General features: G+C 48.2%; 22 protein-coding genes and 1 riboswitch. Of the genes, 14 read left to right on the forward strand and 8 right to left on the reverse strand.

All coding sequences use genetic code 11. The annotated features are described in order from the left end of the window. Positions 1–700: 700 nt before the first annotated feature. From ACOMHB_RS04650 to ydiJ, 3 genes are all read right to left on the reverse strand, one after another. The gene (locus ACOMHB_RS04650; RefSeq protein ID WP_448215663.1) at positions 701–1,861 is read right to left on the reverse strand and encodes an RING finger protein; all 1,161 of its coding nucleotides are present in this window, start codon (positions 1,859–1,861) and stop codon (positions 701–703) included. 318 nt (positions 1,862–2,179) lie between these two features. Next, positions 2,180–3,901, reverse strand: coding sequence for a hypothetical protein (locus ACOMHB_RS04655; RefSeq protein ID WP_448215664.1), 1,722 nt, complete (start codon positions 3,899–3,901; stop codon positions 2,180–2,182). A gap of 349 nt (positions 3,902–4,250) precedes the next feature. After that, positions 4,251–7,331 carry a D-2-hydroxyglutarate dehydrogenase YdiJ gene (gene ydiJ, locus ACOMHB_RS04660; protein WP_448215665.1) on the reverse strand — a complete coding sequence of 1,027 codons (3,081 nt, stop codon included), beginning with the start codon at positions 7,329–7,331 and terminating at the stop codon, positions 4,251–4,253. Positions 7,332–7,682: 351 nt separating this feature from the next. Between ydiJ and ACOMHB_RS04665 the strand changes: the two genes are divergently transcribed. Then, complete coding sequence (locus tag ACOMHB_RS04665; RefSeq protein WP_448215666.1) at positions 7,683–8,234, forward strand: hypothetical protein; 552 nt, start codon at positions 7,683–7,685, stop codon at positions 8,232–8,234. Between the two features lie 167 nt (positions 8,235–8,401). Here the strand turns inward: ACOMHB_RS04665 and ACOMHB_RS04670 are convergent, their stop codons facing one another. Further along, positions 8,402–10,255 (reverse strand): RNA ligase family protein, encoded by a 1,854-nt coding sequence (locus tag ACOMHB_RS04670; RefSeq protein ID WP_448215667.1) that lies wholly within the window; start codon positions 10,253–10,255, stop codon positions 8,402–8,404. A gap of 247 nt (positions 10,256–10,502) precedes the next feature. On the opposite strand from ACOMHB_RS04670, the gene ACOMHB_RS04675 reads away from it, so the two are divergent. Continuing rightward, the gene (locus ACOMHB_RS04675; protein ID WP_448215668.1) at positions 10,503–10,991 is read left to right on the forward strand and encodes a hypothetical protein; all 489 of its coding nucleotides are present in this window, start codon (positions 10,503–10,505) and stop codon (positions 10,989–10,991) included. A 435-nt stretch (positions 10,992–11,426) separates the two neighbouring features. On the opposite strand, the gene ettA is transcribed toward ACOMHB_RS04675, so the two are convergent. Next, positions 11,427–13,094, reverse strand: a complete 1,668-nt coding sequence (gene ettA, locus ACOMHB_RS04680; RefSeq protein WP_448215669.1) for an energy-dependent translational throttle protein EttA — start codon at positions 13,092–13,094, stop codon at positions 11,427–11,429. A 163-nt stretch (positions 13,095–13,257) separates the two neighbouring features. On the opposite strand from ettA, the gene ACOMHB_RS04685 reads away from it, so the two are divergent. From ACOMHB_RS04685 to nrdR, 3 genes are all read left to right on the forward strand, one after another. Continuing rightward, positions 13,258–13,716 carry a DUF29 domain-containing protein gene (locus tag ACOMHB_RS04685; protein WP_448215670.1) on the forward strand — a complete coding sequence of 153 codons (459 nt, stop codon included), beginning with the start codon at positions 13,258–13,260 and terminating at the stop codon, positions 13,714–13,716. A 122-nt stretch (positions 13,717–13,838) separates the two neighbouring features. Further along, positions 13,839–15,092 carry a serine hydroxymethyltransferase gene (gene glyA / locus ACOMHB_RS04690; RefSeq protein ID WP_448215671.1) on the forward strand — a complete coding sequence of 418 codons (1,254 nt, stop codon included), beginning with the start codon at positions 13,839–13,841 and terminating at the stop codon, positions 15,090–15,092. Between the two features lie 150 nt (positions 15,093–15,242). Beyond that, on the forward strand, positions 15,243–15,704 hold the full coding sequence (gene nrdR / locus ACOMHB_RS04695) for a transcriptional regulator NrdR (RefSeq protein WP_448215672.1): 462 nt from the start codon (positions 15,243–15,245) through the stop codon (positions 15,702–15,704). 36 nt (positions 15,705–15,740) lie between these two features. Here the strand turns inward: nrdR and ACOMHB_RS04700 are convergent, their stop codons facing one another. Together ACOMHB_RS04700 and ACOMHB_RS04705 are read right to left on the reverse strand one after the other, a co-directional pair. Further along, positions 15,741–16,784 carry a calcium/sodium antiporter gene (locus ACOMHB_RS04700; RefSeq protein WP_448215673.1) on the reverse strand — a complete coding sequence of 348 codons (1,044 nt, stop codon included), beginning with the start codon at positions 16,782–16,784 and terminating at the stop codon, positions 15,741–15,743. Positions 16,785–16,836: 52 nt separating this feature from the next. After that, positions 16,837–16,942: riboswitch (yybP-ykoY riboswitch) on the reverse strand. A 139-nt stretch (positions 16,943–17,081) separates the two neighbouring features. After that, positions 17,082–18,095: a S66 peptidase family protein gene (locus tag ACOMHB_RS04705; protein WP_448215674.1), complete on the reverse strand. Its 1,014-nt coding sequence runs from the start codon at positions 18,093–18,095 to the stop codon at positions 17,082–17,084. A 331-nt stretch (positions 18,096–18,426) separates the two neighbouring features. Between ACOMHB_RS04705 and ACOMHB_RS04710 the strand changes: the two genes are divergently transcribed. Then, positions 18,427–18,966 carry an acyl-CoA thioesterase gene (locus ACOMHB_RS04710; protein WP_448215675.1) on the forward strand — a complete coding sequence of 180 codons (540 nt, stop codon included), beginning with the start codon at positions 18,427–18,429 and terminating at the stop codon, positions 18,964–18,966. A gap of 62 nt (positions 18,967–19,028) precedes the next feature. Here the strand turns inward: ACOMHB_RS04710 and ACOMHB_RS04715 are convergent, their stop codons facing one another. Next, positions 19,029–19,397, reverse strand: coding sequence for a VOC family protein (locus ACOMHB_RS04715; RefSeq protein WP_448215676.1), 369 nt, complete (start codon positions 19,395–19,397; stop codon positions 19,029–19,031). Positions 19,398–19,572: 175 nt separating this feature from the next. On the opposite strand from ACOMHB_RS04715, the gene ribD reads away from it, so the two are divergent. The 8 genes from ribD (at position 19,573) to ACOMHB_RS04755 (ending at position 26,025) form a co-directional block, all read left to right on the forward strand. Further along, a complete protein-coding gene (gene ribD, locus ACOMHB_RS04720) occupies positions 19,573–20,700 on the forward strand; it encodes a bifunctional diaminohydroxyphosphoribosylaminopyrimidine deaminase/5-amino-6-(5-phosphoribosylamino)uracil reductase RibD (protein WP_448215677.1) in 1,128 nt (375 codons plus the stop codon). Between the two features lie 12 nt (positions 20,701–20,712). Further along, entirely contained in the window at positions 20,713–21,378 is a 666-nt protein-coding gene (locus ACOMHB_RS04725) for a riboflavin synthase (protein WP_448215678.1), read from the forward strand. An 81-nt stretch (positions 21,379–21,459) separates the two neighbouring features. Then, complete coding sequence (gene ribBA / locus ACOMHB_RS04730) at positions 21,460–22,572, forward strand: bifunctional 3,4-dihydroxy-2-butanone-4-phosphate synthase/GTP cyclohydrolase II (RefSeq protein ID WP_422136838.1); 1,113 nt, start codon at positions 21,460–21,462, stop codon at positions 22,570–22,572. 60 nt (positions 22,573–22,632) lie between these two features. Continuing rightward, a complete protein-coding gene (gene ribH / locus ACOMHB_RS04735; RefSeq protein WP_448215679.1) occupies positions 22,633–23,106 on the forward strand; it encodes a 6,7-dimethyl-8-ribityllumazine synthase in 474 nt (157 codons plus the stop codon). A 1-nt stretch (position 23,107) separates the two neighbouring features. After that, complete coding sequence (gene nusB / locus ACOMHB_RS04740; protein WP_448215680.1) at positions 23,108–23,590, forward strand: transcription antitermination factor NusB; 483 nt, start codon at positions 23,108–23,110, stop codon at positions 23,588–23,590. Positions 23,591–23,688: 98 nt separating this feature from the next. Continuing rightward, positions 23,689–24,657 carry a thiamine-phosphate kinase gene (gene thiL / locus ACOMHB_RS04745; RefSeq protein ID WP_448215681.1) on the forward strand — a complete coding sequence of 323 codons (969 nt, stop codon included), beginning with the start codon at positions 23,689–23,691 and terminating at the stop codon, positions 24,655–24,657. 48 nt (positions 24,658–24,705) lie between these two features. Then, positions 24,706–25,179 carry a phosphatidylglycerophosphatase A family protein gene (locus ACOMHB_RS04750; protein WP_422136842.1) on the forward strand — a complete coding sequence of 158 codons (474 nt, stop codon included), beginning with the start codon at positions 24,706–24,708 and terminating at the stop codon, positions 25,177–25,179. 186 nt (positions 25,180–25,365) lie between these two features. Beyond that, positions 25,366–26,025, forward strand: a complete 660-nt coding sequence (locus tag ACOMHB_RS04755) for a retropepsin-like aspartic protease family protein (RefSeq protein ID WP_448215682.1) — start codon at positions 25,366–25,368, stop codon at positions 26,023–26,025. Positions 26,026–26,067: the final 42 nt, after the last annotated feature.

The following is a 26,067-nucleotide window of genomic DNA, read 5'->3' on the forward strand; positions in this document are numbered from 1 at the left end:
TTGTCAATTTTCTGCGAACAACAAGGAGTAAGAATCGTATTGGTAAACATTTCACAGCATATAGGGCATTCGTCACTTGCTTCAGGTAGCATTCTGCTATCAGTGGGTGATCGAAATCGACAAACGCCATTACAGGAATCGACATAACAATCCAAACCGTAAGTATGTTGGGGTTGTTCAGGGTTCCCCTCACCGTCGCGGCGGCAAGGCAGGAGCCTGGCGAAAAAGCTTTAAGACGTTTGGTTGTTCCTGAGGCCCGCAGATTGGATGATGCTGATGCCTGGCTTTGCTGGTCATATTTGTTGACGCTGTCCGGGAAGTACCATAGTGGTGATGGCAAACGGATGATCCTGACTGGCCTCCAGTTGATCCGCCGTGTTGAACCGTAATGAATTGGAGTTCCAATCACTTTTCAAAAGCATGCCGACGGCGACAAACGTTTCTACCGGTATCCATGAATAAGGTTGGCACTCAGGGCGTTGTTGTAAGGTTCGGCGTAGCAGATAACAGACAACGACATCAGCAAGAACAGCAATGCCGCAGAAAATGGTTTTCTCAAGGGGTCATCCTTAATATCTATTTCGTATTTTTTGAAATAGAGAGGCTAGATCAGAACGTTGTTAAATCAAGAAAAAATGATCGATTGGTATGAAATTCCCCGCTCCAATCATAGAGGGGGCTCTCTGGCCACGTCACAGTTTCATCGGCGAAAGTGGCAGTGTGATACATGATTGGCCAGGGCTGCGTGATTTTTGCAGACCTTCCCACATGGCAACACCCTGCCAATCCCGTCCATTAGGATCACCTCGCAGACTGCTAGATCAAGTGCTCTCATAGTGTTAGTGAAAGAGGCCGTTTGTGAGGAACTGATACCCGAAGGCTTGTTATCAGCAACTGTTAAGTCCTGCTGTGATTCTACACTTGCTGCAAAATCCGGTGATTCTGCCAGGAAAGACAGATCTCTTCTGCAAAATGGACAGGTTTTCGTTGACCCTGGTGAAGTGCTCAGAAATATCTCTTTTAAACAGTGTGTGTCAATTTTATTCGAACAACAGGGAGTCACAGTTACTTTTCCAAACATTTCAAAGCATATGGGGCACTCCTCACCTGTATCAGGTTGCCCGCTGCTATCAGCTTGTGATCGGAATTGACAAACGCCATTACAGGAATCGACGTAACAATTTAAGCCGAAAGTATGCTGATGTTGTTCGGGGTTTTCTTTGCCTTCGCCAGAGCCGCGAGACAGAAGCCTGGCGAAAAAGCCTTTACGGGTGATTGTTCCTGAGGCCTGCTGACCGGATGATGCTGATGCCTGGTTTTGTTGGCCATTTTCTGTTTGATCCTGTCCCGGAAGCACCATAGTGGTGATCGCAAACGGATGATCCTGACTTGTCTCCAGTTGATCCACCGGGTTAAACAGCGATGAATTGGAGTTCCAATAGCTTTTCAAAAGTATGCCGACAGCGACAAACGCTTCTGCGGGTATCCATGAATAGGGTTTGGCGCTCAGAAGCGGGGCGCTGGTGGTCAGAACCAGCTTGTAAGCAACCAGCAGATGAGCGACATAAATCAATTCCCACGGGATTGATTCAATAAGAGGCGTTGTTTCTCCATAATCGCCAAGTCTGTATGATTTGTGATCAGGCGGAAAAATTGATCCTGAGTCATCATTTGTTTCGGCAGAGTATGACTTATCGTACGACAATGTGTTTTTATTGTATTCTATGAAAAAACTCCTTTCTGGAACGCCTCCATCTTGTTCAAACTCGACAATAAAATGTCTTTTAAAAGATTTGGCATTACAGGTAACAGGCAGCAATATTAGCAATAACAGCAGTGCCTTGGAAAATGGCTTTTTCAAAGCTTTATCCTTACATCTGTTTTGTGTTTTTAAGAATTGAGAGGCTAGACCAGAAAATTGATAGATCAAGAAAATAAGTATTTTTTCAAAAACAAAGGTTTCACCGTGCTAGAAAATGTCTTCTAAGTAATTAACGCCCGGAGTATTCATGACAACACTGGCCTTATCAGCAGTTTTTTGGCGTTAGTTGACAATTTTTATTTCAACTGTCGATACCAAACACCTCTACTCATACAACCTTGGCTTCAGGCCGTGTTTCGGCCGCAGGCATGGTCTTGCCTGCGATGCCGAGTTCATTTGTCCATCGTCGTTTATGATTCAGTATTGACTTGAGCTGCCAATTTCCTCTGATTTCAAACCTGAATCAGGTTTGATTTCCGAGAGGGTGGCAATTTCAAAAGAGAGTGATTGGGCGATGGCTATCAACGTTCTGTAACCAGCACTTTCTACCTGTCTGGGTAACTTCAGTACTTTGCTTAACATATCCGGGTTGTTTTTCAGGAAGCTCTTTACCTGAGCTGCGAAAGCGTTGGGAAACCGGCAAACCACGGGAGGTGTTGCTGACATTTGTCGGGTGATCAATTTATGAAAACCGGAAGGGTTTCCAGAAAAGAGCTGTTGCCAGTTTTCAATACTGAGCCGGGTCGCATTTTCTGCGATAAACCCGGGCCAGAAGTCGACCAGATCAGGGTGAGCAAGTAGTTTTTTAAAAACAGTCGGCTCAATGTCCAGAGCCGCTTTTGGGTAATGTTTGATGAATTCCAGAGTGATAGTTTTTTCCTGGGTAAAGTCAGACAGTAGCAGTGTACTTCGGGTGGCTTTGCACAAAAGCGGTGACCGGGCAACCATCAAGCCGTTCTGGTGCCTCAGATAATGTTTTGAGGCTACGGTAATATAGTGCTCTTCCATTTCCGGGCTGAGTTGAATCAGAAGAATGAGCTGATGCACGAGGGCTGACTTACATCGAGCCAACACATTCGGGTATTTCAGATAAAGACCAAGACCCATCATGTCAGGATCATCCTGTGGCAGACGGGCAATAATGTCGGTGCTCTGCTGCCGGGCAATAGAGAGAACAATTTGATAAAGAGGATCTTGTTTCTTGCGCTGAGGCTTTGCAATGCGCAGGAGGTGATCATCCAGTGAAAGCTTCATGTTCTTCAGGTCCATAGCTACGGCGTCAGGACATTTTTCCAGACGGGATCTGAGTTCAAACCCTTTAACTTTCAGAAACCTGTCACCAAGATCTTTATCCTGACGGATCTTCTTCAGCAGTCGTTCCAGATTTTCAGTGTTGGATGATTGCAACCAGCCATCCATTTCAATCAGTGATTCGGCATTATCATCCCACTGTCGCTTCTCATCTTTTGCAACCTGATTCGCTGCCTTGGCAGAAGAAGGCGTGACAACATTGCCCTGAGTCTCAGTAATAAGGTCTTTGGTGAAGGCATCAAAACAGTTCCGGGTGGTCTGATACAGGTCATTCAGATCGCCCTGAGTTGCGCACAGATGACTGAATTCATCCAGCCATTCAAACAGTGCTGTTCTGTAAAATCCGACAAGCTGGTTGAGATCGCTGACGTCCATAAGGTCGCAGAATCTTGAAAAGCCTTCATGCAGGGTTTGTTTCAGTTCGACCTGAATATTTTTCCCGGTTTTTTTGGCTTTGACGGAAGCTTGCAGCAGATTATTGAGCTGCTCTCTGGTACGAATGATCTGACAGGCGGGGGTTTTCAGGAATGCTGCGACCTGTTTGGTCAGTACTGAGAAGTCCAGCTCTCCCGCTACCTTTGCTTCAAGCATTGAGGCGGAACGATCACTGAGGTTGAGGTATTGATTCACATCCTGGGCTGATTGAATCAGCGAGCCGAGCAGGTTTCTCAGGCGAACCGGGTCCGGATGAGTGACAATCCAGTCTTTATAGCTGGCTATTACTTCCACCAGTTCGTATTGGTCATTGAGTCCAACCCTGGTACCCGGTGCAAACTTATTACGATCTAGCGTCAGATCCCGAACCTGTTTATAAAGACCCTGAGTCATTGTTTACTTCCCTGTTTTAAAACCTCTTTATCAAGAATCTAGCAACAGAAACAGAGTCAGGATCAGAGTCAGAAACCTGATTCAGCATTTAGATAAGCTTTAACAGTGAGTGGAGATGACAAAAAGGCGTCAGCAGGAGAGCGCCCTGAGCACTCTTCAGCACAGATCAGATTTCCTTGTGGGGGCCGAATCCTGGTGAGCGCCCGGGATTTCAATCTGCTCACGAATCAGTACGATGACCCCCTGTGTCAGCATTCATGGTGGTTTTGGAAGGTTGCACGCTGGCTGATCTGATTGAGAATCCTAATGAGCTGTCAGAGCTGTTGGCAGTGGGTTGAGCACTGTTATTTTACTCGTTCATCAAGGCCAACAGCCTTGAGACCGGGTGAGGAATCTCGGTATTCCCAAAACGCTTAACCTGACTTCTACAGGAGTAGCCGGTAGCCAACAGTTGATCCTGGTTGTCAGGATTCTCGATCACAGGTTTCCAGCTCATGTCGTATAGCTTGCGGGACGTTTCCTGGTTACGGGTTTCATGTCCGTAGATACCCGCCATACCGCAACAGCCAGTAGCCTGGTAAGTCAGTTTTAGTCCACAGGCGGCAAACAGCTTTTGCCACTGTGCCGGTGCTGCTGGCGCATTCGTGGTTTCCGTGCAGTGCCCCAGCAGCTTGAACTCACCATTCAGATTTAACTGAAGCTCACGAATGGTATCTGCCTGACTGGCAAACCATTCCGAGAGTAATTGCACTTTGGGAGCTTCTTCACTCATGATCTCATGGTATTCATCGCGATAAGTCAGGGTAACGGCAGCATCAATCCCTATCAGGGCTACACCTTTATCGGCCAGTTTTTTGAGTGCTCTGGCATTGGTTTTCGCGACTTTCTCAAAACGCCCCAGAAAACCATAGACATGCAACACTTTGCCGTTGGGTTTATAGGGCGCAACGAGAGGACGATAACCGAGTCTGACCAACAGCTCGACCAGGTCAGTCAATACCGGAGTTTCGAAAAAACTGGTAAAGGCGTCCTGAACAATCACCACCGTTCGAGCCAGCTCTTTTTCTGTCATGGAAGCAAGCAGACTGTCTGAGGCCACGGAGGCACCAGAACGACAGCTGTCTTCCAGAGGGGATGCACTGGTGATAGTCGGCAGATCCTGAAGACCGGACGTTTTGGCCGAAAGCTTGTTCATCAAACCCGAGTTGGCCACACGGTTGTAAACAGATTTGGCTTTTGCCAGTGTTGGCAGAACGGGTTCCAACATGGCAGCAGCATGATGTTTAGCAGGGCGCAGGTAGCGAGTGTGGTAAAGCTCAAAGTACCGGGACCTCAGGTCAGGCACATTCACCTGAATAGGGCACTGACCTGCACAGGACTTACAGCTCATACAGCTGTCCAGTGCTTCATAAACATCATGACTGAAATCTTCCTTGCCTCGCAGCTTGGCAATGCTGTTGCGGGTCTTGTCCATGGCGTTATAGAAAATTCCGGACTGGCGAGCTTCGTCCATTGCTTCAGAGATGTTGCTGCCCGCCGCGCTTTGCAGTCGCAACCATTCACGTACCAGTCCTGATCGGCCTTTGGGTGATTGAGTTCTATCCAGAGTGGCCTTCCAGGTTGGACACATGGCGCTGTTGGGGTTGTAATTAAAGCAGGCGCCATTGCCATTGCAATACATGCCATGGGTAAAAGCATCGAAGGCTTTTCTTTCGATGGTTCTGTCCAGCTGGCCACGGGTTTGCACACCGTCAATTTTCAGCAGGGTTTCTGATGCCCGGGTGGAGGGTGTCGCTATTTTTCCCGGATTCAACTGATTATGGGGGTCGAAAGCACTTTTGATGTTTTGTAGTACCGGGTAAAGATCCTGAAAAAAGTCGGGTGCGTATTCAGAGCGAACGCCTTTGCCATGCTCTCCCCAAAGGACGCCACCATGGGCTTTCGCCAGCGCAGAGACTTCATCACTGATGGTTCTGACCAGAACCTCCTGCTCAAGATCTTTCATATCAATGGCGGGTCTTACATGGAGAACCCCGGCGTCGACATGACCAAACATGCCATAAGACAGGTTATGGCTATCCAGTAACGCCCGGAAGCGAGCGATAAAAGCAGCCAGATTCTCTGGTGGCACGGCAACGTCTTCTACAAAGGGTATAGGTCGTGCGTCGCCTTCCATGTTGCCCAGCAATCCCACGGACTGCTTGCGCATATTCCAGATCTTTTTAACGTTTGGAGTTCCTGTCACAACGCTGTGACCCACCCGCTGGATTTCCGATGGCTTGTCCAACTCTGCTTTTAAGCGTTCAATACCTTTTTCAATATCGGCTTGCGACTGGCCGGTGTATTCAACAAAGTTAATGCCGTCTATTTGATCAACATCATCCGGAAAGTACTCTTTGACGCTCTCCCAGACACTGTCTGCTTTGGCGAGCGACAGAACTTTGGAATCAATGGTTTCAACCGAGCTTGGAGTCGCTTGCATAAGGGACTGGGCATCCCTCAGCGATTCCTGAAAGCTGGAGTAGAACATCAGAACCAGTGCAGAGGTGTCGGGTATAGGCAGAAGGTTGACCTTGATTTCACTGATCATGGCCAGGGTCCCTTCAGAACCGCAAAGAATGGCATTGAGATCAAACTTGCCAACGTCTTCAGGGTTCACAGGATCTTTTCTGCGGATATTGGCCAGATCGTAGCCGGTGAGATTACGGTTGAGCTTTGGAAAGATGGTTTCGACACGATCTTTATTCTGGTTATAGGCTTCAATCACCGTTTTGTGAACCTGCCCTGCACGGTCTTCGCGCTGACAGATTTCATCAAGCTCCTGTTCTGTCAGTGGTGATGAGTTCCATACGGTGCCATCAGCAAAGACCGAGGTCAGTTCAAGGACATGATGGCGGGTTTTGCCATAGACAACTGACCCCTGACCACTGGCATCGGTGTTTACCATGCCACCCACTGTCGCCCGGTTGCTGGTGGACAGTTCCGGGGCAAAAAACAGTCCGTGCTTTGCAGCCAGATCATTCAGATAGTCTTTGACGGTACCGCTTTGAACCCTTGCCCAGCGCTCTTCAGGGTTGATCTCCAGAACCTGATTCATATAGCGACTGGTGTCTACCATAAATCCCGAGGTTAGTGACTGGCCGTTGGTGCCGGTACCTCCTCCCCTTGGAGAGAGTACAACCGTTTGAAAAGAAGGTTCATTAGCCAATGACAACATTGTGCTCAGATCTTCGGTGCCTTTGGGGTATAGGACACCTGCCGGATACACCTGATAGATCGAGTTGTCAGTGGCCAGTACAGTCCGTTCTGCATAGCCCAGCTCTATATCGCCCTGGAATCCGGAGCTGGCCAGCCGATCGGCAAAATTCTGATACAGCGTCCCTTCTGCGCTGGTGGCATTGACGGCCTGTTGGTTCAGTTTGCTGATCACTTTCCTACTCCCGGGCTTTGCTGTTTTATCGTCTTGCGAAGCGAAGGTGACGTTTCTCGGACTGCGTATTGTACGCAATTAAAAGTCTTTAGTCAGTGGGGATTTTTGCTCATTTAGTTGTTTCATGATTTCGGTGCTATATTGCACTGGGTTACAATTTTTCAGGTTTATTAAGATGCGTTTTTTTTATATCCAATTTATGTTTATTCCGGAGAGTTTTTAGATGCCATAAAAAGTGCAGATAAGGAGAAAGTTACTCTGCTCGTTACGCAAGGAAAAGATATTAATGTAAGGGAGTTCGATGGAGTAGTTGAAGATGAAGAAATCTATGAAGAGGCTGTCTATCCAATAGTGGCAGCTCTTCAGCATGGAAATGTTGAGATGATACTTCATTTACTTCAAAATGGGGCTGATCCCAATGTGTCTGCTTTTTGTATTAGATTTATTGGCTATTCTTCTTTCCATCCAGCCATTTTTGAGACAGAAAGCATGCAGATTATTTTTTTATTATTAGTATATGGAGCTGACCCGAATGCTGGTTTAGGTAGTTCTTACCATATTGATTGCAATACTATATATACGTATGCGAGAGATAGTTGTTTATTTAACCATTATTTTATTTTTTTCTACTGGTTTCTCTTGCCAGAAGATACACGGGCTGAGCTAAAGAGAAATATAACGAACATCCAGGAATTAAATAAAGCATTATTTGATCTTTTTCCGGTGCTAACAATTACTGCTTTAATTACCATATTATCTATAACGCCACAGTTACAATTATCACGCTTCCCATATGCCTTTAGAAAAGTCTTTGAGGGGGTATTGAGACCATTTTTATATGAACGTAATTATATGCGTTATGAAAACTCTTCAATCAATTGTACTGAAAATTGGGATGAGTAACATCTAGAAAAAGGTTTTCAAAGACATTCTTTCATTTGGTGTGATTTTTTCAATTCGTAGTTAACTCTTATCGAGGGGTGAGGTTTGGCTATAGAGTTTCACAAAGAATGACTCATTACCATGAACCGGCATAGGAACGAGTCAAACTAGTCAACAGGCTTTCCCGGTTATTGAAACGTCTCAGGCCGATCATTTATCAGTTGATATGCGGCTTTAAATAATTCAGAAATTATAAGTTTCCACTGTTTGTTATCGTTTACTTTACTCTTGGCAGCTAGCTCATTCTCTCTTTCATATTCATCTAAAATGTCCTTAACAAGTTCGCCTTTAATTTTATTAGTGTTTTTTGTTGTTAATTTATCTGATTTTGAAGTAACAGAACAAAGACGGTTTTCCGTTACTTTTGCAAGAAGTGAGGAAAGTATAATCTGATTCTCTTGCTTTATTTTTTTATTTTCGTTAGGAAGTGCTTTTTTAAAATTGGTTTCAGCAAATCTCGGGTTTTTTATTTTTAAAATGACAGGTTTGTGGTATTTTAAAAATTTAGGCTGCACAGGCTTAATAACAACACCTTCTGCAACATCACCGGTTTGACTATGAAAACTTGTAAAAACCGGATTGAAAGAAAGAGCACTTTCAAGGGAGTCACATATTTTTATCTCTGTAACCGTAGGGATACCAATGGCTGAAGTCCACTGTTTGAAAGTGTTATAATCTATTTTTTGTTTGTTGACGAAGATGTCAAAAGCCGCAAATTTTATATTATCCTGATAAAAAATTTCTTTCTGAATAGATTTGCCGTAGAGTTCGCCCGTAACATTTAAAATGTCTCCTTCTTTACAGAACTTCCGGTGCATATCAAGAATCATTTCTCTGTATTGTTCATTTACCGGGCGGTGGTTAAAAAAGTTTTCATCTTCACCAATCCAATCATTCCTTCTACCCACCTTAACAATGCTGCCGTCCGTCCAGAAGCTGTAGTTGCAGCCGTGAATTTTTTCAAGTACGACCCATGAAAGATCCTGTTCATCATTTTCTTCAATGAATGCTCTAATGGCATCAAGCACGATTTGATTCGAACTGTTTTCTATTGAGTGATACGTGTTGAAATTTTCAGATAGAGGCTTCGGCGTTAGATCAGCTTTTTCATCCAGCGCTGAGGCTTCCGATCGCTGTGTGGGGGTTGAAGCAGTTTCGACTGTGGTCGAGGAATCTGTTGTCGCTTCTGTAGTAGTGTCTTCTGAAGTAGTGTCTTCCGAGTTGGGGTCATCACCGGACGAATTGGTCGTTTGCTTTTCCTGTTGCCCTCCGTTTTCGCTTTTTTTCTCAGGGCTATCAGGCACTTTTCTGATAATCTGCTCAAAAAAACCGGATGTGGAGTCAGAGTCCTTTCCTTTTGGGTAAACCCTGATGGTATCCCGAGTTTCAAAATCAAGGTCAATATAATCCCCCTCGGATGCCGCTGAGGACACAGGGGTCAGCATAGGAATAGAAGCTGTCGCATAAAATGTATTTTGAGTCTCCTGATAGAGTTCCAGCTCAGAATAAGCGATCGTTTTAGAGTTGTATTCCGTTGGCGGGGCGTACAGAGTGGGTGTAGAAAGAACGATGGTTTTATCGATTACGGTGGTTGCCAGTGATATAACGCTGTCGTTCAGTAGTTGTAGCCCTCTGGTTTGGTCAATGGTTTGAATGCCTGTGGCCGATGGGGTTGGCTCAATCAGTAGTGGAAAATAAATGGTGTCTGGCAAGTTGTTTTTATCTTTGTAAATTTCTATCTTGTCCGCTTCTATTTCTATTTTTTGAATGCCTTTGTTATCCATTGCCAGAGACAACGGGTTGCTTTTGTGAAGCATTTCGTTGTTTTTAAACAGGGCCTTATCTCCCTGAACCTGTACTTCCAAGCCTCCCATTCTCCCAATAAAAACCGCTCCGGAAGCTTGTGCACTATTTGACAGTATTGAGCCTGTAATAGTGCACATCAAACCAAGACGCAAACTACCGAGTGCCTTAAACAGCATAGCCATAAATCCTGAATTATTTTGCAGAAGTGAGAAGACTAGATGAATCTTAGGAAAGTTCTATTCTTATTCGGGATTAAGCGGTCAGGGTCTGAAAAGAAACGGCTCTTAAGTACTTTTTCGTTCGTGACCGCTTAAAAAGCAAGTAGCCGGAAGTGCTGAAGAGCATTACTGTACCGGGTCTCGGTTGATGTTGAAAAAAAACAAATGTGTATTATTTTAAACACGTTGTTCAAAAGGTTATGAGATGTTTAAATCCTATCTGATATTGCCAATAGTTATTATGTGCATGTCTTTCGAAGCCTTTGCAGAGAAGACAATGGAGTGCGTTCGAACTAAAGAAGGATTGCTGTTTTACGAACAGGAATTCAGGTTGAATCCACCAATTTCAATTGATGGAAAAAGAATCCACTATATAAAATTAAGATCAGCACTGAAGGTTGCAACAGAGTTGGGAGCCGATGAACCATTCTTCATTATGGGTAGGGGGATGAGGATATACGCAGGTGAAAATTCCGCAGAGGGGCTGATAATACAACAGTTGGATGGAACGACAAATCCAAATGAAATAATTTCACAAGTTCCGCAACTAAGTGGATATAACACTGATTGTGTTATCGACTACTCAAATAAACTTGATGAGAAGCTGCCATTATTCAACGCTGGAGATCCAATGGCTGAACTTAGTAGATTCAAAGTCAAAGTTGTTCCCTTGCATGGCCGCAGCAACTTTTAGAGCGCAGCCAGACAAATTGAGAGCCCCGAAAACAAATGTTTCCATTTCTTTTCGGGGCTTTGTCGATCGGTTGAAGCAGACATTCGTCGTTTTTTCATATTACAGGGGACCTACTCTCAGGTCTCAGTCAATGGCTGAGTAACCGGACGAATGACGCAGTGCTGACTTTTAAAGCGTGGTGTCTGAAGAGCGCAGCCAGAAAGCTACGCTCTAGGAGCCTGACCGAGAATAGACTGCCCTTCGCGGCAACTGCTCCTGCGTTGCTCTAGCTCCTGCATCCATGCAGTCGTGCGGCGGCAGCAAATTGGTCTGAAAATCCGCTTTTGTTCGTCAAATAGCTCGCTATTCTCCTTACAAAACCGAATTTTCATCCTCAATTTTCTGCCGTCCTCGCTACGGGCGCTATTCTCGGTCAGGCTCCTAGTCGGCTGGCAATCAGGCATCAATACGCTTGTATTTCATTCGATGAGGGCCTGCTGCCTCTTCACCAAGACGCTCTTTACGATCGGCTTCGTACTCGGTGTAGTTGCCCTCGAAGAAGGTGACCTTGGAATCGCCTTCGTAAGCCAGGATATGTGTGGCCATGCGATCCAGGAACCAGCGATCGTGAGAGATCACCATGGCGCAGCCCGGGAAGGCCAGAAGTGCATCTTCCAGTGCACGCAGGGTCTCAACATCAAGGTCGTTGGAGGGTTCGTCAAGTAGCAGTACATTGCCGCCTTCTTTCAGTGTCGCGGCCAATTGCAGTCGACCGCGCTCACCACCGGAGAGCTCACCCACACGCTTCTGCTGGTCACCGCCTTTGAAGTTGAAACGACCAATGTATTTGCGGGACTGCATTTCGTAGCCATTGATGCGAAGAATGTCCTGGCCATCGGAGATCGCTTCAAAAACAGTTTTGTCGTCTTTCAGCTCGTCACGCATCTGCTGAACATTAGAGATTTTGATCGTCTCGCCGTGTTCGATGCTTCCGGAATCAGGCTGTTCGTCTCCGGTAATCATCTTGAACAGGGTGGTTTTACCAGCACCGTTACCCCCGATGATACCGACAATAGCACCCTTGGGAATGCTGAAACTCAGGTCGTCGATCAGCAGCCGATCACCAAAGCCTTTGGAAACATGATTGAATTCCAGAACCTTATCACCCAGACGTGGGCCGGGTGGAATGTAGATTTCGTTGGTTTCGTTACGGGCCTGAAATTCCTGGGACTGCATCTCTTCAAAGCGTGCCAGACGTGCTTTGGATTTGGACTGGCGACCTTTGGCATTTGAGCGGGACCATTCCAGTTCCTGTTGCATCGCTTTTCGATGAGCGTCCTGTTGCTTGCTTTCCTGCTCGAGTCGGGCTTCTTTTTGCTCCAGCCAGTCGCTGTAGTTACCTTCCCAGGGTATACCGTGGCCACGGTCCAGCTCCAAAATCCAGCCCGCTGCGTTATCCAGGAAGTAACGATCGTGGGTGATAGCCACAACGGTTCCCGGATATTCAACGAGAAAGCGCTCCAGCCAGGCCACTGACTCGGCATCCAGGTGGTTAGTGGGCTCGTCCAGCAGCAGCATTTCGGGACTGGAGAGCAACAGGCGGCAAAGAGCTACACGACGGCGTTCACCACCTGACAGATTGTCTACGACAGCGTCCCACTCGGGAAGACGCAGAGCGTCGGCAGCGACGTCCAGTTTGCGCTCCAGGTTATGGGCATCGGCCGCCTGAATAATGTTTTCCAGTCTGGCCTGTTCTGTCGCCAGGGCGTCAAAGTCCGCATCGGGCTCAGCGTAAGCTGCGTAAACTGCTTCCAGCTTGTCCTGGGCTTCCTTGATTTCACCTAGTGCCTCTTCCACCACTTCACGGACTGTTTTACCGGGTGTCAGTTGCGGCTCCTGAGGCAGGTAACCAACGTTCAGACCGGGTTGTGGACGGGCTTCGCCATCAAATTCCTGATCGACACCAGCCATGATGCGCAGCAGAGTGGACTTACCGGCACCGTTCAGACCCAGGACGCCAATTTTGGCACCGGGGAAAAAAGAGAGGGAAATGTCTTTAAGAATCTGGCGCTTCGGGGGAACAGTCTTGCTCACCCGGTTCATGGTATAGACGTATTGTGACAATTTAGGCATCCATAATAGGTTTGACTGAAGCCTCCGTATAATAGCACTTTTGAGGCATTTCTGTATCCTCGTACTTACTCCGCAAAGGCGTCAGCCTCTGCATGCTTCATTTTGATTCCCTTCCGTTCTTTGCCTACAGTGTTAGTGCAATGGAGGTATTTTTATGGAAAACCTGTATGACACTGATTTCTATAGCTGGTCGTATCGTCAGGCCGAGTTGATTAGGCAAGGTCGTTTCAATGAGCTTGATATTGCCAATCTGGTAGAGGAAATTGAAGACATGGGTAAGGCTCAGTATCAGGCTTTACGCAGTTGTGTTAAAGAATTGCTCTTGCACCTGCTGAAATGGCAAATGCAGTCCGGAAAAGACGATCAGCACACAATGACGGACTGGTACAGGAGCTGGCTGGTCAGTATCGCTAAACAACGAGGTGCCATCTTAGATCTACTCGAAGATAACCCTGGCCTAAACAGTAAGATTGATGAGGTCTTGCCAAAAGCCTATCGGTCTGCAAAAAGAGATGCAGCGGCTGACATGAAATGTAAGCCCGATGATTTCCCGACTGACTCCCCCTGGAGCTTTGATCAGATCATGACTGAGGACTGGCTGCCAGAAAGCTGAGCCAGAGCCCATGAGTCTCGCTCAAATTGACATGAAACTTTTTCGATACGAAATCCTGAACAGCTGTATTAGAATGGTCGCCGAAAAACCTCATTAACAGGCAACATTCCGAGGAATCATTAATGTTCAGAAAGGACATGTCCATCGCTGAGTTCGACCCTGAACTCAAGGCTGCCATCGATGCTGAAGCGGTTCGCCAGGAAGAGCACATCGAACTGATCGCTTCCGAAAATTACACCAGCCCCAGAGTGATGGAAGCACAAGGGTCTGTCCTGACCAACAAATACGCAGAAGGTTATCCGGGCAAGCGCTACTACGGTGGCTGCGAGCATGTTGATGTCACTGAACAGCTGGCTATTGATCGTGCCAAAGAGCTGTTTGGTGCCAGCTACGCTAACGTTCAGCCTCATTCCGGCTCCCAGGCCAATGCGGCGGTCTACATGGCTCTGATCAAGCCCGGTGACAAGGTTCTGGGTATGAGCCTGGCCCATGGTGGCCACCTGACTCACGGTGCCAAGGTCAGCTTTTCCGGCCGTATTTACGAAGCGGTTCAGTATGGCCTGAATCCTGAAACCGGCGAGATCGACTACGAAGAAGTTGAGCGTCTGGCGGATGAACACAGGCCAAAAATGATCGTTGCAGGCTTCTCGGCCTACTCCCGTGTTGTGAACTGGCAGCGTTTTCGCGATATAGCCGACAAGGTAGGTGCTTTCCTGCTGGTTGATATGGCTCACGTGGCTGGTCTGGTTGCTGCCGGTGTTTATCCGTCTCCGGTAGGCATTGCCGATGTTGTTACGACAACGACTCACAAAACCCTGGGTGGTCCCCGTGGCGGTCTGATCCTGGCTAACGATGATGAAGAGTTGAACAAAAAGCTCAACTTTGCAGTATTTCCCGAGTCCCAGGGTGGTCCTCTGTGTCACGTGATTGCAGCTAAAGCGGTTTGCTTCAAAGAGGCCATGTCCGATGACTTCAGGACTTACCAGCAGCAGGTCGTTAAAAATGCTCAGGCGATGACCCGGGTTATGCTCGAGCGCGGCATCAAGGTTGTATCCGGCGGCACTGACGACCATCTGTTCCTCATGGATCTGATCGGTAAAGAGTACACAGGTAAAGACGCCGAAGCGGCTCTGGGTGAAGCTAACATTACGGTCAACAAGAATGCTGTTCCAAATGATCCTCGCTCTCCATTTGTCACCAGTGGTCTGCGTATTGGTACTCCGGCCATTACCCGCCGTGGTTTCAATGAAGAGGATTCTGCTGCTCTGGCAGGCTGGATCTGTGACGTACTTGAAAACATTGGTAATGAGCAGGTTGTCGCAGATGTGAAGGCGAAGGTTTTGGCAATCTGCAAGCGTCTGCCTGTCTACAGCTGATCCAGGGCTGTTTTTCAAAGTAAGACCGCTGACCTGAGAATCGGGTCAGCGGCTTACCCACACAGAATCACTTCATTCTGCAAAGTCTTGGTAATTTTACAGGGGTGAATTATGATGGAAGACTCACTCTGAAAAACGTTTCTCTTACCCATGCACTGCCCTTTTTGCAACGCTGTCGATACCAAAGTCATTGATTCCCGCCTGGTGGCAGACGGTAACCAGGTTCGCCGTCGTCGTGAATGTTTGACCTGTAGTGAACGATTTACGACTTATGAAATGGCAGAGTTGTTGATTCCCAGGCTGGTCAAAAGAGACGGTTCCCGTGAACCCTTCAATGAAGAAAAACTAAGGGCAGGCATATCCAAAGCTCTGGAAAAGCGTCCAGTCAGCATGGAACAGATTGAAGAGTCTGTGAACCGGATCAAGCATCGGCTTCGGGCCACCGGTGAGCGGGAAATAAAATCCCTGGTTTTGGGGGAAGAAGTGATGCGTGTACTTCGGGAGCTGGACGAAATAGCCTATATCCGGTTTGCCTCTGTTTATCGTCACTTCAAGGACCTGAATGAATTCCGGGAAGAAATTGAACGACTGGAAACCATTGATAAACAATGAGGCCATTGTTGACCTCATTGTAGGGTTTTTCGTTCATCAGCCAATGATTGACAGGGCCAGCACACCCATATAGATGGCAAATACTGCAAGAATAATGGCGCTCTTGTAGCGTGGTAACCTGCTGCATGCCAATCTTCCCAAGGTCATGGATGAAGAAGTGCTGGTTTCGTCGCGATCCATTGACAGGCTGGTTAGTATGCAAATCGCCAGAAGCGCAGTAAGACCGGTCATTGCCAGACCATCCCTCTGCAGGACAGTTGAATCAATTTCCAGTCCGCCAGTGAGAATCCCGGGAAATGCCAGAACGCCTAACAGGTTAAATATGTTGGAGCCAATAACGGTGGCCATCACCAGATCAAACAGACCCTTTCGAGCACTGGCCAAAGCAGCAGCCATTTCCGGCAGACTGGTTCCGAAAGCGATGACGGTAAGGCCGATAATCATTTCACTGATACCGAATGAACGGGCCAGTTCACTGGCACCCCAAACCAGCAGCTTTGAGCTGCCCATCAGCAGAGCCAGCAGCACCAGACTTTCCACAACGGCCCTGGCGGTAGAGATTGAGAGAATAACCACTTCTTCTTCATCTTCACTGTCACCACCGGAATGTTTTGCCAGATAGAAGCAATAGGCCACCAGGGCTCCGGCCAGGATAAATCCATCCATCTGGCTGAGGTCGCCATCCACTATCAGAGCCATTGTGAATGCCAGGACCAGCCCTAACAGGGGCAACTCACGGGTAATAATACGACGGCTGACTACCAATGGATAAATAATTCCGCACAATGCCAGCACCAGGCCGATATTGATGATGTTGGAGCCCAGGGCATTGCCAATGGCGATACCGGCAGAACCGTCCAACGCGGCAACAGACGATACCAAAAGCTCTGGTGCAGAAGTACCAAAAGCAACAATGGTCATACCGATGGTCAGAATGGACATACCCAGTCGAGAGGCCAGGGTAGAAGCGACTTCGATCAAACGATCAGCACTTGCGGACAGAACAACAAAGCCCACGGCTATGGCGACAACTAAGGAAAGAATTTCAATCATATCAACAGGCGAGAGGGCTTTTGACACAGTCAACAATCACCAGGCCCTCATAAACCAGTGCTGTCAACCGAGTCTCGCCAGGCAATGTGTTGTTACACTGCCGTATACGCCACAGTCGAATGACCAATGATGTTGACGCATACACCTGTTGTCTGTCAGGCAGGCTACTCCCCCGAGTGAGGGGGCAGTATATTGAGCTATGAGAATGATATCCAGAGGAATTACCGAAGTGCTGCCATACAAATATGGCTTAGTATCTGTTTTGGTGGTCTGTTCTCAGTTTCCGGCTTTTAGAACAGGCAGTTTCGGTACAAAACTTTCGTCTCAGGGATTGACGGCAGGTTCCAGCATCGTAATAGTACCTTTATTTGCGTCGATACGAACCTTCACACCTTCACCAATGGTAAATATACTGGCCTGATGGCCAATCATTGCTCCATTCCAGGCTGGAATATTCAAGGGTGAAATATGTTGTTTTAACACCTCCTGCAAGCGGTAAGAGCCATAAGGAACCTTGGCATTACAATTTATACATTGACCAAAAATAAAACCAGAGATTTCTTTTAATATACCGACAGTTTGTAACTGGGTTAACATGCGATCAATTTGATAAACATCTTCACCGGTATCCTCCAAAAACAGAATTTTATTTTTAAAACTGGGTAAGTAGGGGCTTCCCAGCATAGAAACTAAAACGGATAAGTTGCCACCCAGAATTTCCCCTGTGGCAATGCCAGGGCGAATAGTTTGAATCCTGGCAACAGTACGGGTTAAATCATCACTTTTGATGATGGGGTTGCTCATGGTAATGGCATTACCTTCAAAGAGAATTTTCTTTAAATAATTAACGGTGTATTGTGTCCAGGGGTAAGCTGCAGCCATCGGGCCGTGAAACGTTATTAAGCCGGTTTTCTGGTGGATGGCTAGCAGCAAGGTGGTAATGTCGCTAAAACCCATAAAAATCTTGGGATGCTTTTTGATTAAAGGGAAATCTAAATATTCCAGTATTCGCGCTGACCCCCAGCCGCCCCGCAACTCGATAATGGCTTTTACTTTTGGATTGGCAAACATGTCATTGATATCAGCAGCTCGTGCCTGATCAGTACCTGCAAAATATCCGGTTTGTTGAAAAATAGTTTTACCGTAGATAACGCTCAAGCCCAGTGCCTCGAGTCGTTCTGTTGCAAATTGCACATCCTGGGCGTTATTAACACGAAAGCCGCTAGAAATTAAGGCAACGGTATCACCCTTATTGAGAGGAGCTGGTTTAATAGCAGGTAACGCCAATACTGGGCTGGTCATTAGCCAACATAGAATAATAAATAATAATTTTTTCATAGTTTACTCCGGAAGAAGGTCTTGTTTTCCTGGCCTCTCCCTCTCTTATCTCCGGGCTTGTCATTTTCCCGACAGACTTCATCAATGGGTACGTCGTTTGTGAGGGGGGGCTGTCATTATGTCCTGTCATCACTTGCATGCGCTTAGTTCTCAGCCATGAAACATCTCATACAGGGCTGAAAGCTATCTAGGATAGTCTAGACAACAAATCAGCTTCGAACAGACTTTGAGCTATTGATTAACAAGCGTGAATGACTCAGTTTTAAACGTTTGTTTCTTTCTACTGTTTGAATGGCTATGATGCTCGGCATAATTACTAGAAGATTTGAGTATGTATCCATTCATTCGACTGCTGACCGCAATCCGTAAAGCCAAAAAAGCGCCCAAAATTTCCGTCGATGCTGTCAGTGAAAACTGCTTTCGCTGTATGCCATGGGATTTAGATCTGTTCATGGAAATGAACAATGGTCGGGTTTTGACGCTTTATGATCTGGGCCGGTTTACTCTTTCGATTCAGTGTGGGCTGTCTGATGTCCTCAAAAGAGAGAGCTGGGGATTGGTGGTTGCTGGCAGTACCACTCGTTATCGAAAGCGGGTCCGGATGTTCGACAAAGTAACTATGTACACTCAGGTGGCTGCGATGGAAGAGCGATGGGTTTATATTATCCAGTCCATGTGGGTCAAAGGGGAACCGGCTTCATCAATCCTGTTAAGAACGGCCGTCACCGAGAAGGGCCGGATAGTGGCCACTGAGCGAGTCAGAAAAGTCATGGGCAGGGAAGACTGGTCTCCAGAGCCGGAAGGTTGGGTAAAAGCCTGGATTGAGGCTGAAGAGTTGCGTCCATGGCCTCCTTTGTCAGCCCGGACTTAAGACGATATGGGCCTTTGACTGAATCTCTTAACCGAAAGTATCCTGCTAAAGACCCTGGCGGCTTACTTTAGCAGGAATTTTTCCGGATGTGGCCAGATCTCACTTTCTGGCCGGTCAAACTGAATCAGCTCAACAAGCGTCCTGCCATCTTTGATAAAAGCCACTGTGACATGTTCTGCCGGAGAGGTGGGCTCAAGAATGACTTCTTTTCCTTTTATGGCTTCCTGAATGTCGTCCACTTCAAAGGCAATGTGGGGTGTGGTTTTTATAATTTCCGGTAATGTATTGTCGTCATCAAAATTCATCCACTCAACACCATAAGGGGTTTCGAAATACCCGGTGGCATGATGCTTCAATTCCTTGTTATAGCAGTCTTCCGACAGCTTTTCGCGGGTGGGTATGCCGACATGGTGAAATCGAAGTTGTTGCATTTGCTTGCTCTCAACTCTTCTCATTTGCAGTAGGCTGATTCTACTTGCGGGAAGGGGCACTGAGAAGTGAGTATTATCCTCATTAAATTTTATTGGGCGCTTTCACCAGTGAGTGATGCCGGAGACAAATTCATATAAACTGGCCCCATTTCTTACTGAGCCCGGAGAAGGTCCCATGGCGTCTGCCATTGATCACGAAATGATGTCTCGTGCGCTGCAACTGGCACGCAAAGGGTTATACACCGCGATGCCAAATCCCAGGGTAGGGTGTGTGATCACGAAGGATGGCGTCATTGTTGGTGAAGGCTTTCATGAGCGATCGGGCGAGCCCCATGCTGAAGTGCGTGCCCTGGAAATGGCAGGTGACCGGGCTAAGGGCGCAACGGTCTATGTCACCCTTGAGCCCTGCAGTCATTTTGGAAAAACGCCGCCCTGTGCAGAAGCGCTGATCAAGGCCAGGGTGAGCCGGGTGGTCGCTGCTATGGAAGACCCTAACCCCTCGGTATCCGGTCGTGGTTTGAAAAGGCTGAGTGACGTCGGCATTGAGGTTGAATCCGGTGTTCTTGAAGCCGAAGCCAGAGCATTGAATCCTGGCTTCATCAAAAAGATGATGAGCGGGCAACCTTTCGTCCGACTCAAGCTGGCCATGAGCCTCGATGGCAGAACGGCTATGGAGAGTGGTGAATCCCAGTGGATTACCGGACCCGATGCCCGCAGTGAAGTTCAAAAGCTCCGGGCGCAGAGCTGTGCCATTGTTTCGGGTGTTGGCTCGATTCTTCATGATAATTCTTCATTAACAGTCAGAGCTGAAGAGCTGGGGCTGCCAGACGCTGAAAAACTGGCCCGCAGACAACCATTAAGGGTGGTTCTGGATTCATCCCTGCAAACCCCTGTCGACGCGAAAGTGGTCACCGGGCCCGGCAGGGCTCTGATTGTCTGCACGGATCAGGCAGAACAGAGCCGACAGGCACAGCTGGAGGCTGCCGGTGCTGAAGTGATCAGGCTGAACGTCGGCAGACAGGTGGACCTGAACGCATTAATGAGCGAACTGGCTCAAAGAGATTGCCAGGAAGTTTTGCTGGAAACAGGAGCTATCCTTGCCGGAGCCGCTGTCAGTGAAGGACTGGTGGATGAGCTGAATATCTTTATGGCCCCGATCTTGATGGGGTCAGAAGCCCGGCCATTGTTGAACCTTCCATTCCAGTTTATGTCAGAAAAGCTGGGTCTTAATATCTCTGATATCCGTGCTATTGGCGATGACTGGCTTATTAAGGCAACGTTTAAACAGAACACTGATTACTGAGATTCACTATTCATGTTTACAGGCATTATCGAGGCTGTTGGTAGCCTGCAGAAAGTAGAACCCCGCTCTGGTGATCTGAGGTTAACGGTCAACTCTGGTTCGTTGGATCTTTCTGATGTAAAACTGGGTGACAGTATTGCCACCAATGGCGTCTGCCTGACTGTGGTGGAATTGACCGGACAGGGATATGTAGCCGATGTTTCCCTGGAAACGCTTGAAAATTCAACGCTTTCGGGACAGGCTGTCGGTTCTGCCCTGAATCTGGAAAAAGCTATGACGCCTTCAACCCGGCTGGGTGGCCACCTGGTCAGTGGTCATGTCGACGGTGTCGGTAAAATTGTCTCCATCGAACCCTCGGGTCGTTCGACGGTCTATTGGGTGGAGGCTCCCGCTCATCTGGCCCGGTACATTGCCCATAAGGGGTCAGTCACGATAGATGGTGTCAGTTTAACGGTAAACAGGGTGGATGGCTGTCGCTTTGCCCTGAACATCGTGCCTCATACCCGGCAGGAAACCATTATTGCCGGGTACCGGGCAGGAACAGAAATCAATCTGGAAGTGGATCTGCTGGCCAGGTATCTGGAAAGGCTAATGGACCCGAGCCTCAGGGAACAGAGTGAATCGGCTCCTGCCAGCCTGACAGCCGGTTTTCTTGCTGAACATGGCTTTATGAAGTGACTGCTTCCAGCTTGGGAACGAAACCGTTAGAATACGCCGGTTTCGCATACCGGATGTATAAAAAACACACATGGGGGTGTTATGCAGCTTAACTCCATTGAAGAGATTATTGAGGATATTCGCCTCGGGAAACCTGTCATCCTGATAGATGATGAGGACCGTGAAAACGAAGGTGACCTGATAATCGCTGCTGAAAAAATCACTCCTGAGATCGTGAATTTCATGGCCCGGGAGGCCAGAGGTCTGCTCTGCCTGACACTGACCGGAGAGCGCTGTGATTTTCTGGGGCTGCCACCGATGGTGACTTCGGAAGACAATGCATCGGGCTTTGGTACACCTTTTACCGTTTCCATTGAAGCCGCAGAAGGGGTAACCACAGGTATTTCTGCCCATGATCGGGCCAGAACCATTCGGGTGGCAGCGGACCCACTGTCCCGCCCCGGCGATATTGTTCAGCCAGGTCATGTATTCCCATTGAGAGCGCAGCCTGGCGGTGTACTCAGCCGTGCGGGTCATACCGAAGCCGGTTGTGACCTGGCGCGTCTGGCCGGACTGACACCGGCAGCCGCTATCATCGAGATCATGAACGAAGACGGCACGATGGCTCGTCGTCCCGATCTGGAAGTGTTTGCCAAAGAGCATGATCTGAAAATCGGCACCATCGCCGATCTGATCAACTACCGAATCCTGAATGAGAAAACCGTCGAAAAGTCAGAGCGGCGCACACTGGATACCGATTTTGGCCAGTTCGATATGACGGCCTACAAGGATTCTATCAGCGGCGCTACGCACATTGCCCTGACCAAGGGCTATATTACACCGAACTCTCCGGCGCTGGTGCGAGTTCACGCTATGGAACCATTCCGTGATCTGTTGTCGGCACATCCGGAAAGCGGTAAGTCCAGCTGGCCGCTGCACAAGGCGATGGCCAAAGTGGCCAGTGAAGGTCGCGGCGTGATTGTGCTGCTGGACTCTGAGTCCAGACTGGACCTGGGCGGAGCACTGGAAAAGTTCTCGGAAGGCAAGAGTGGCAGCAACGGTATGTCCGGTGCTTATCTGACCATTGGTACCGGTTCACAGATTCTGCGTGACCTGGGAGTAGGCAAAATGCGCCTGCTCAGCTCACCGGTTCGCTTCGCTGCCCTGTCCGGATTTGATCTGGAAATTGTAGAATATATCCCGTGTGAAGACTGAACGTCAGAGCACATGTACTTTGAAGTAAGTGCATTACAAAGATTTATTGAGGAAAGCGCAATGTCATTGCAAACCATCGAAGGTACTCTGCAGGCTAATGACGGCAAGTATGCGATTGTTGTTGGCCGCTGGAATGCCTTTGTTGTAGAAAGTCTGCTCAATGCGGCTGTGGACAGCCTGACCCGTCACGGTGTTGCGGAAGAAGATATTACTATTATTCGTTGTCCGGGCGCGTTCGAAATTCCACTGACTGTTAAAAAAGTCGCCAAAACCCAACGCTTCGACGCTATTATTGCTCTGGGTGCCGTCATTCGTGGTGGCACGCCACACTTTGAATTCGTTGCTAACGAGTGCGTGAAAGGCCTGTCCAGCGTGAATCTGGAGGAAGAAATTCCTGTGAGCTTTGGTGTTCTGACCGTAGACACCATTGAACAGGCTATCGAGCGTGCCGGCACCAAAGCGGGTAACAAGGGTGAAGAGGCTGCCATGGCAGCTTTCGAAATGGTGTCCCTGCTCGAGAAACTGGAGGCCTGAGTTGTCCACTGAGAAGCAGGAAACCGGGCAGAAACCTGCCCCGCGTCCTAAACCATCTGCCCGTCGTCGTGCACGTCAACTGGCGCTGCAAGCCCTGTACCAGTGGCAGATGTCCCAGTCATCCGTCACCCAGATTGAAATGCAGTTCCGTGTGGACAACGATTTCAGCAAAGTTGACGACGGCTATTTCCACATGCTGCTGACCGGGATTGCCCGTGAAGCCAGTCAACTCGATGACGCCATGTCGCCGCTGCTGGACCGTCCCATTTCACAGCTGGACCCGGTTGAAATGTCGGCTCTACGCATTGGTTGCTACGAGCTGATGAACCGCTCTGATGTCCCATACCGCGTGGTCATCAACGAAGCGATTGAGCTGGTTAAGCGCTTTGGTGCTCAGGATTCTCACCGTTACATAAACGGCATTCTGGACAAGCTGGCACCCCGTGTTCGTCCTGACGAGGTGCGTAACTTCCGTCGGAAGTAATCGGTTTTTGATCAGGAGGTAGCGCTGTTGTCTCCTGATCTGTTAACCCGCCTGACAGCAGGTTAAACTCATATTTTAGCTTGGCTGGAACCTTTCATATGGCGCTTGGCGAATTTGATCTGATTCGCAGTTTCTTTGATCGTCCGGGTCTTCGATCGCACTTAAGTGATGTCGTTGGTATAGGCGACGATTGTGCGCTTCTGTCTCTTCAACCTGGTCAACAACTGGCTCAATCCCTGGATACGCTGGTTGAAGGCATTCACTTCCCGAAAAACTGCGACCCTTATCTGCTGGGTTGTCGGGCGCTGGCCGTTAATCTCAGTGACCTCGCCGCTATGGGGGCAAAACCCCACAGTTTTACGCTGGGTCTCACCATGCCTGAATCGAATGATGTCTGGCTGCAGTCGTTTTCTGACGGTTTGGCAGAGCTTGCGTCAACCTATCAGATAGGATTGATCGGGGGGGACACCACCCTCGGGCCATTGACCCTCTCGATACAGGTACAGGGAACATTACCTGTAGCTCAAGCGCTGCGGCGAAATGGCGCTAAAGTCGGAGACCTGATTTACGTCAGTGGTTGTCTTGGTGACGCTGTCGGTGCATTACCTGATGTTTTGAGAGGTGAGAGCCCGGACAGTGTTCGCACCCTCGAACAGCGTCATCTGCTGGAACGTTACTATCGACCGACACCCAGAATAGCGTTGGGTCAGTGGTTACTGGAAAATGGAGCCACAGCTGCCCTGGATATTTCCGATGGTCTATTGGGCGATTTGGGGCATATTCTCAAAGCCAGCCAGGTAGGTGCTCAAATCAGTACTTCATCGGTTCCCGTCTCCAAAGAGCTGAAAAGTTTGCAGGGTCTGGAGAAAGCCAGGGAGCTGGCCCTGGCCGGAGGCGATGATTATGAGCTGTGCTTTACATGGCCCGATCGAAAAAAGTTGCAGCTTCCTGACAGCCTGCTGGCTGAAAATCCTGTAACCTGTATCGGTCGAATAACTTCCGCTACGGGGCTGGTGGATGCAGAGACGGCAGAGCCACTTTCTCCACGAGCCTACCAGCACTTTTAGTGACATCTTTTTTATGAAAGAGCATTCTTTCATGGACTACAGAAACTTATGAGCAATACACCCTCAGTCTGGAAAAATCCGGTGCACTTTTTAGCCTTTGGTCTGGGTAGTGGCCTGTCGCCTGTTGCGCCGGGAACCTTTGGTACGGTAGCGGCCATTCCTTTCTATTTGATGTTCCAGTACCTGCCGCTCTGGAATTATTTTTTAATACTGGCTGTCAGTATTGTTTTGGGTATCTGGCTGTGTGGAAAGACTTCTAAAGATCTGGGCGTCCATGACCATCCGGGTATTGTCTGGGATGAATTTGTCGGTTACTGGATCACTATGCTGGCTGCTCCCAGAGGCTGGGAGTGGGTGTTAGTCGGTTTTATCCTGTTCCGAATCTTCGATATTTGGAAACCCTGGCCCATCGGTTGGTTAGACAAGAGAGTGCATGGTGGTCTGGGTATAATGATAGACGACATCGTGGCTGGTATTTTTGCGCTTGTCTGTCTTCAGGTTATTGCTTATTTTGTGCTCTGATGGCTTCTGTCCTGTTGGATCTCAGAGCCATAGAGTTGAGTGTCGGCTTTGAGAGTTGCTGGGTGTTTTCGAGAACAAAATATTCGACTGTGTCTAACAACTTGACCCTGTCGCCTGTGGTGAGCAAGATAGAGCCTAAACGGAATTGGTTATAACCCTTCGTGGGTGATCAAAATAAAAAATAGAATGAAATCAGTATTCTCTTTCAAGGTGATTGCTGGGTTTTTTACCAGCCTATTGTTGTCTTTTTCATACTCTTCCCACGCCGTCAATGTCAGGGTAGTGGCCCTGTTTCCAGACAAAGCTCTTGTCTTCATTGATGGTGAACGTCAATTTCTTAAGGTCGGTCAAGAACCGGTGAAAGGTTTCAAACTGATCGACGCCAGCAGTCGAAAAGCCCGGCTCGAAATCAATGGCGTAGCGAAAGATTATTTTCTCAGTCGCGATATGGGTAACGGCATTCAATCGCCCGAGCTTTTGACGTTTCGAATCAACAGAAGCAATGATGGGCAGTACCTTGCCCAGAGTGTCATTAACAATAATCCGGTTCAGGTGCTGATAGATACCGGAGCGAATGTTGTCGCCATCAACGGTGCCACGGCTGACCGTCTTGGCATTCGCTACAGGGATGGCAGCGCGGTTCGTGTCGAAACGGCCAGTGGCGTCGTCAGAGGTTTTCGGGTGATGCTGGATTTCGTGTCCGTCGGCGGCATACGGGTTGCCAATGTTGAAGCGACGGTCATCGAAGGCAGCAGCCCTGAAAAGGTGTTACTGGGTATGAGTTATCTGAAGAATATCCGATTCAGTGAGGAAGGCGGGGTCATGACACTGGAGGCTCCATATTAACTCGCCTGTAACATCTTGTACTGTTACAATCCCAACGCACGA

Source organism: Endozoicomonas sp. 2B-B (assembly GCF_053470045.1).

Bases quoted from the DNA above. Each gene is read 5' to 3' on its own strand.
- ACOMHB_RS04655 (WP_448215664.1), bottom strand. From the start codon at position 3,901: ATGACTCAGGGTCTTTATAAACAGGTTCGGGATCTGACGCTAGATCGT.
- ACOMHB_RS04670 (WP_448215667.1), bottom strand. From the start codon at position 10,255: ATGCTGTTTAAGGCACTCGGTAGTTTGCGTCTTGGTTTGATGTGCACT.
- ACOMHB_RS04675 (WP_448215668.1), top strand. From the start codon at position 10,503: ATGTTTAAATCCTATCTGATATTGCCAATAGTTATTATGTGCATGTCT.
- ACOMHB_RS04685 (WP_448215670.1), top strand. From the start codon at position 13,258: ATGGAAAACCTGTATGACACTGATTTCTATAGCTGGTCGTATCGTCAG.
- glyA (WP_448215671.1), top strand. From the start codon at position 13,839: ATGTTCAGAAAGGACATGTCCATCGCTGAGTTCGACCCTGAACTCAAG.
- nrdR (WP_448215672.1), top strand. From the start codon at position 15,243: ATGCACTGCCCTTTTTGCAACGCTGTCGATACCAAAGTCATTGATTCC.
- ACOMHB_RS04705 (WP_448215674.1), bottom strand. From the start codon at position 18,095: ATGAAAAAATTATTATTTATTATTCTATGTTGGCTAATGACCAGCCCA.
- ACOMHB_RS04710 (WP_448215675.1), top strand. From the start codon at position 18,427: ATGTATCCATTCATTCGACTGCTGACCGCAATCCGTAAAGCCAAAAAA.
- ACOMHB_RS04715 (WP_448215676.1), bottom strand. From the start codon at position 19,397: ATGCAACAACTTCGATTTCACCATGTCGGCATACCCACCCGCGAAAAG.
- ribD (WP_448215677.1), top strand. From the start codon at position 19,573: ATGGCGTCTGCCATTGATCACGAAATGATGTCTCGTGCGCTGCAACTG.
- ACOMHB_RS04725 (WP_448215678.1), top strand. From the start codon at position 20,713: ATGTTTACAGGCATTATCGAGGCTGTTGGTAGCCTGCAGAAAGTAGAA.
- ribBA (WP_422136838.1), top strand. From the start codon at position 21,460: ATGCAGCTTAACTCCATTGAAGAGATTATTGAGGATATTCGCCTCGGG.
- ribH (WP_448215679.1), top strand. From the start codon at position 22,633: ATGTCATTGCAAACCATCGAAGGTACTCTGCAGGCTAATGACGGCAAG.
- thiL (WP_448215681.1), top strand. From the start codon at position 23,689: ATGGCGCTTGGCGAATTTGATCTGATTCGCAGTTTCTTTGATCGTCCG.
- ACOMHB_RS04750 (WP_422136842.1), top strand. From the start codon at position 24,706: ATGAGCAATACACCCTCAGTCTGGAAAAATCCGGTGCACTTTTTAGCC.
- ACOMHB_RS04755 (WP_448215682.1), top strand. From the start codon at position 25,366: ATGAAATCAGTATTCTCTTTCAAGGTGATTGCTGGGTTTTTTACCAGC.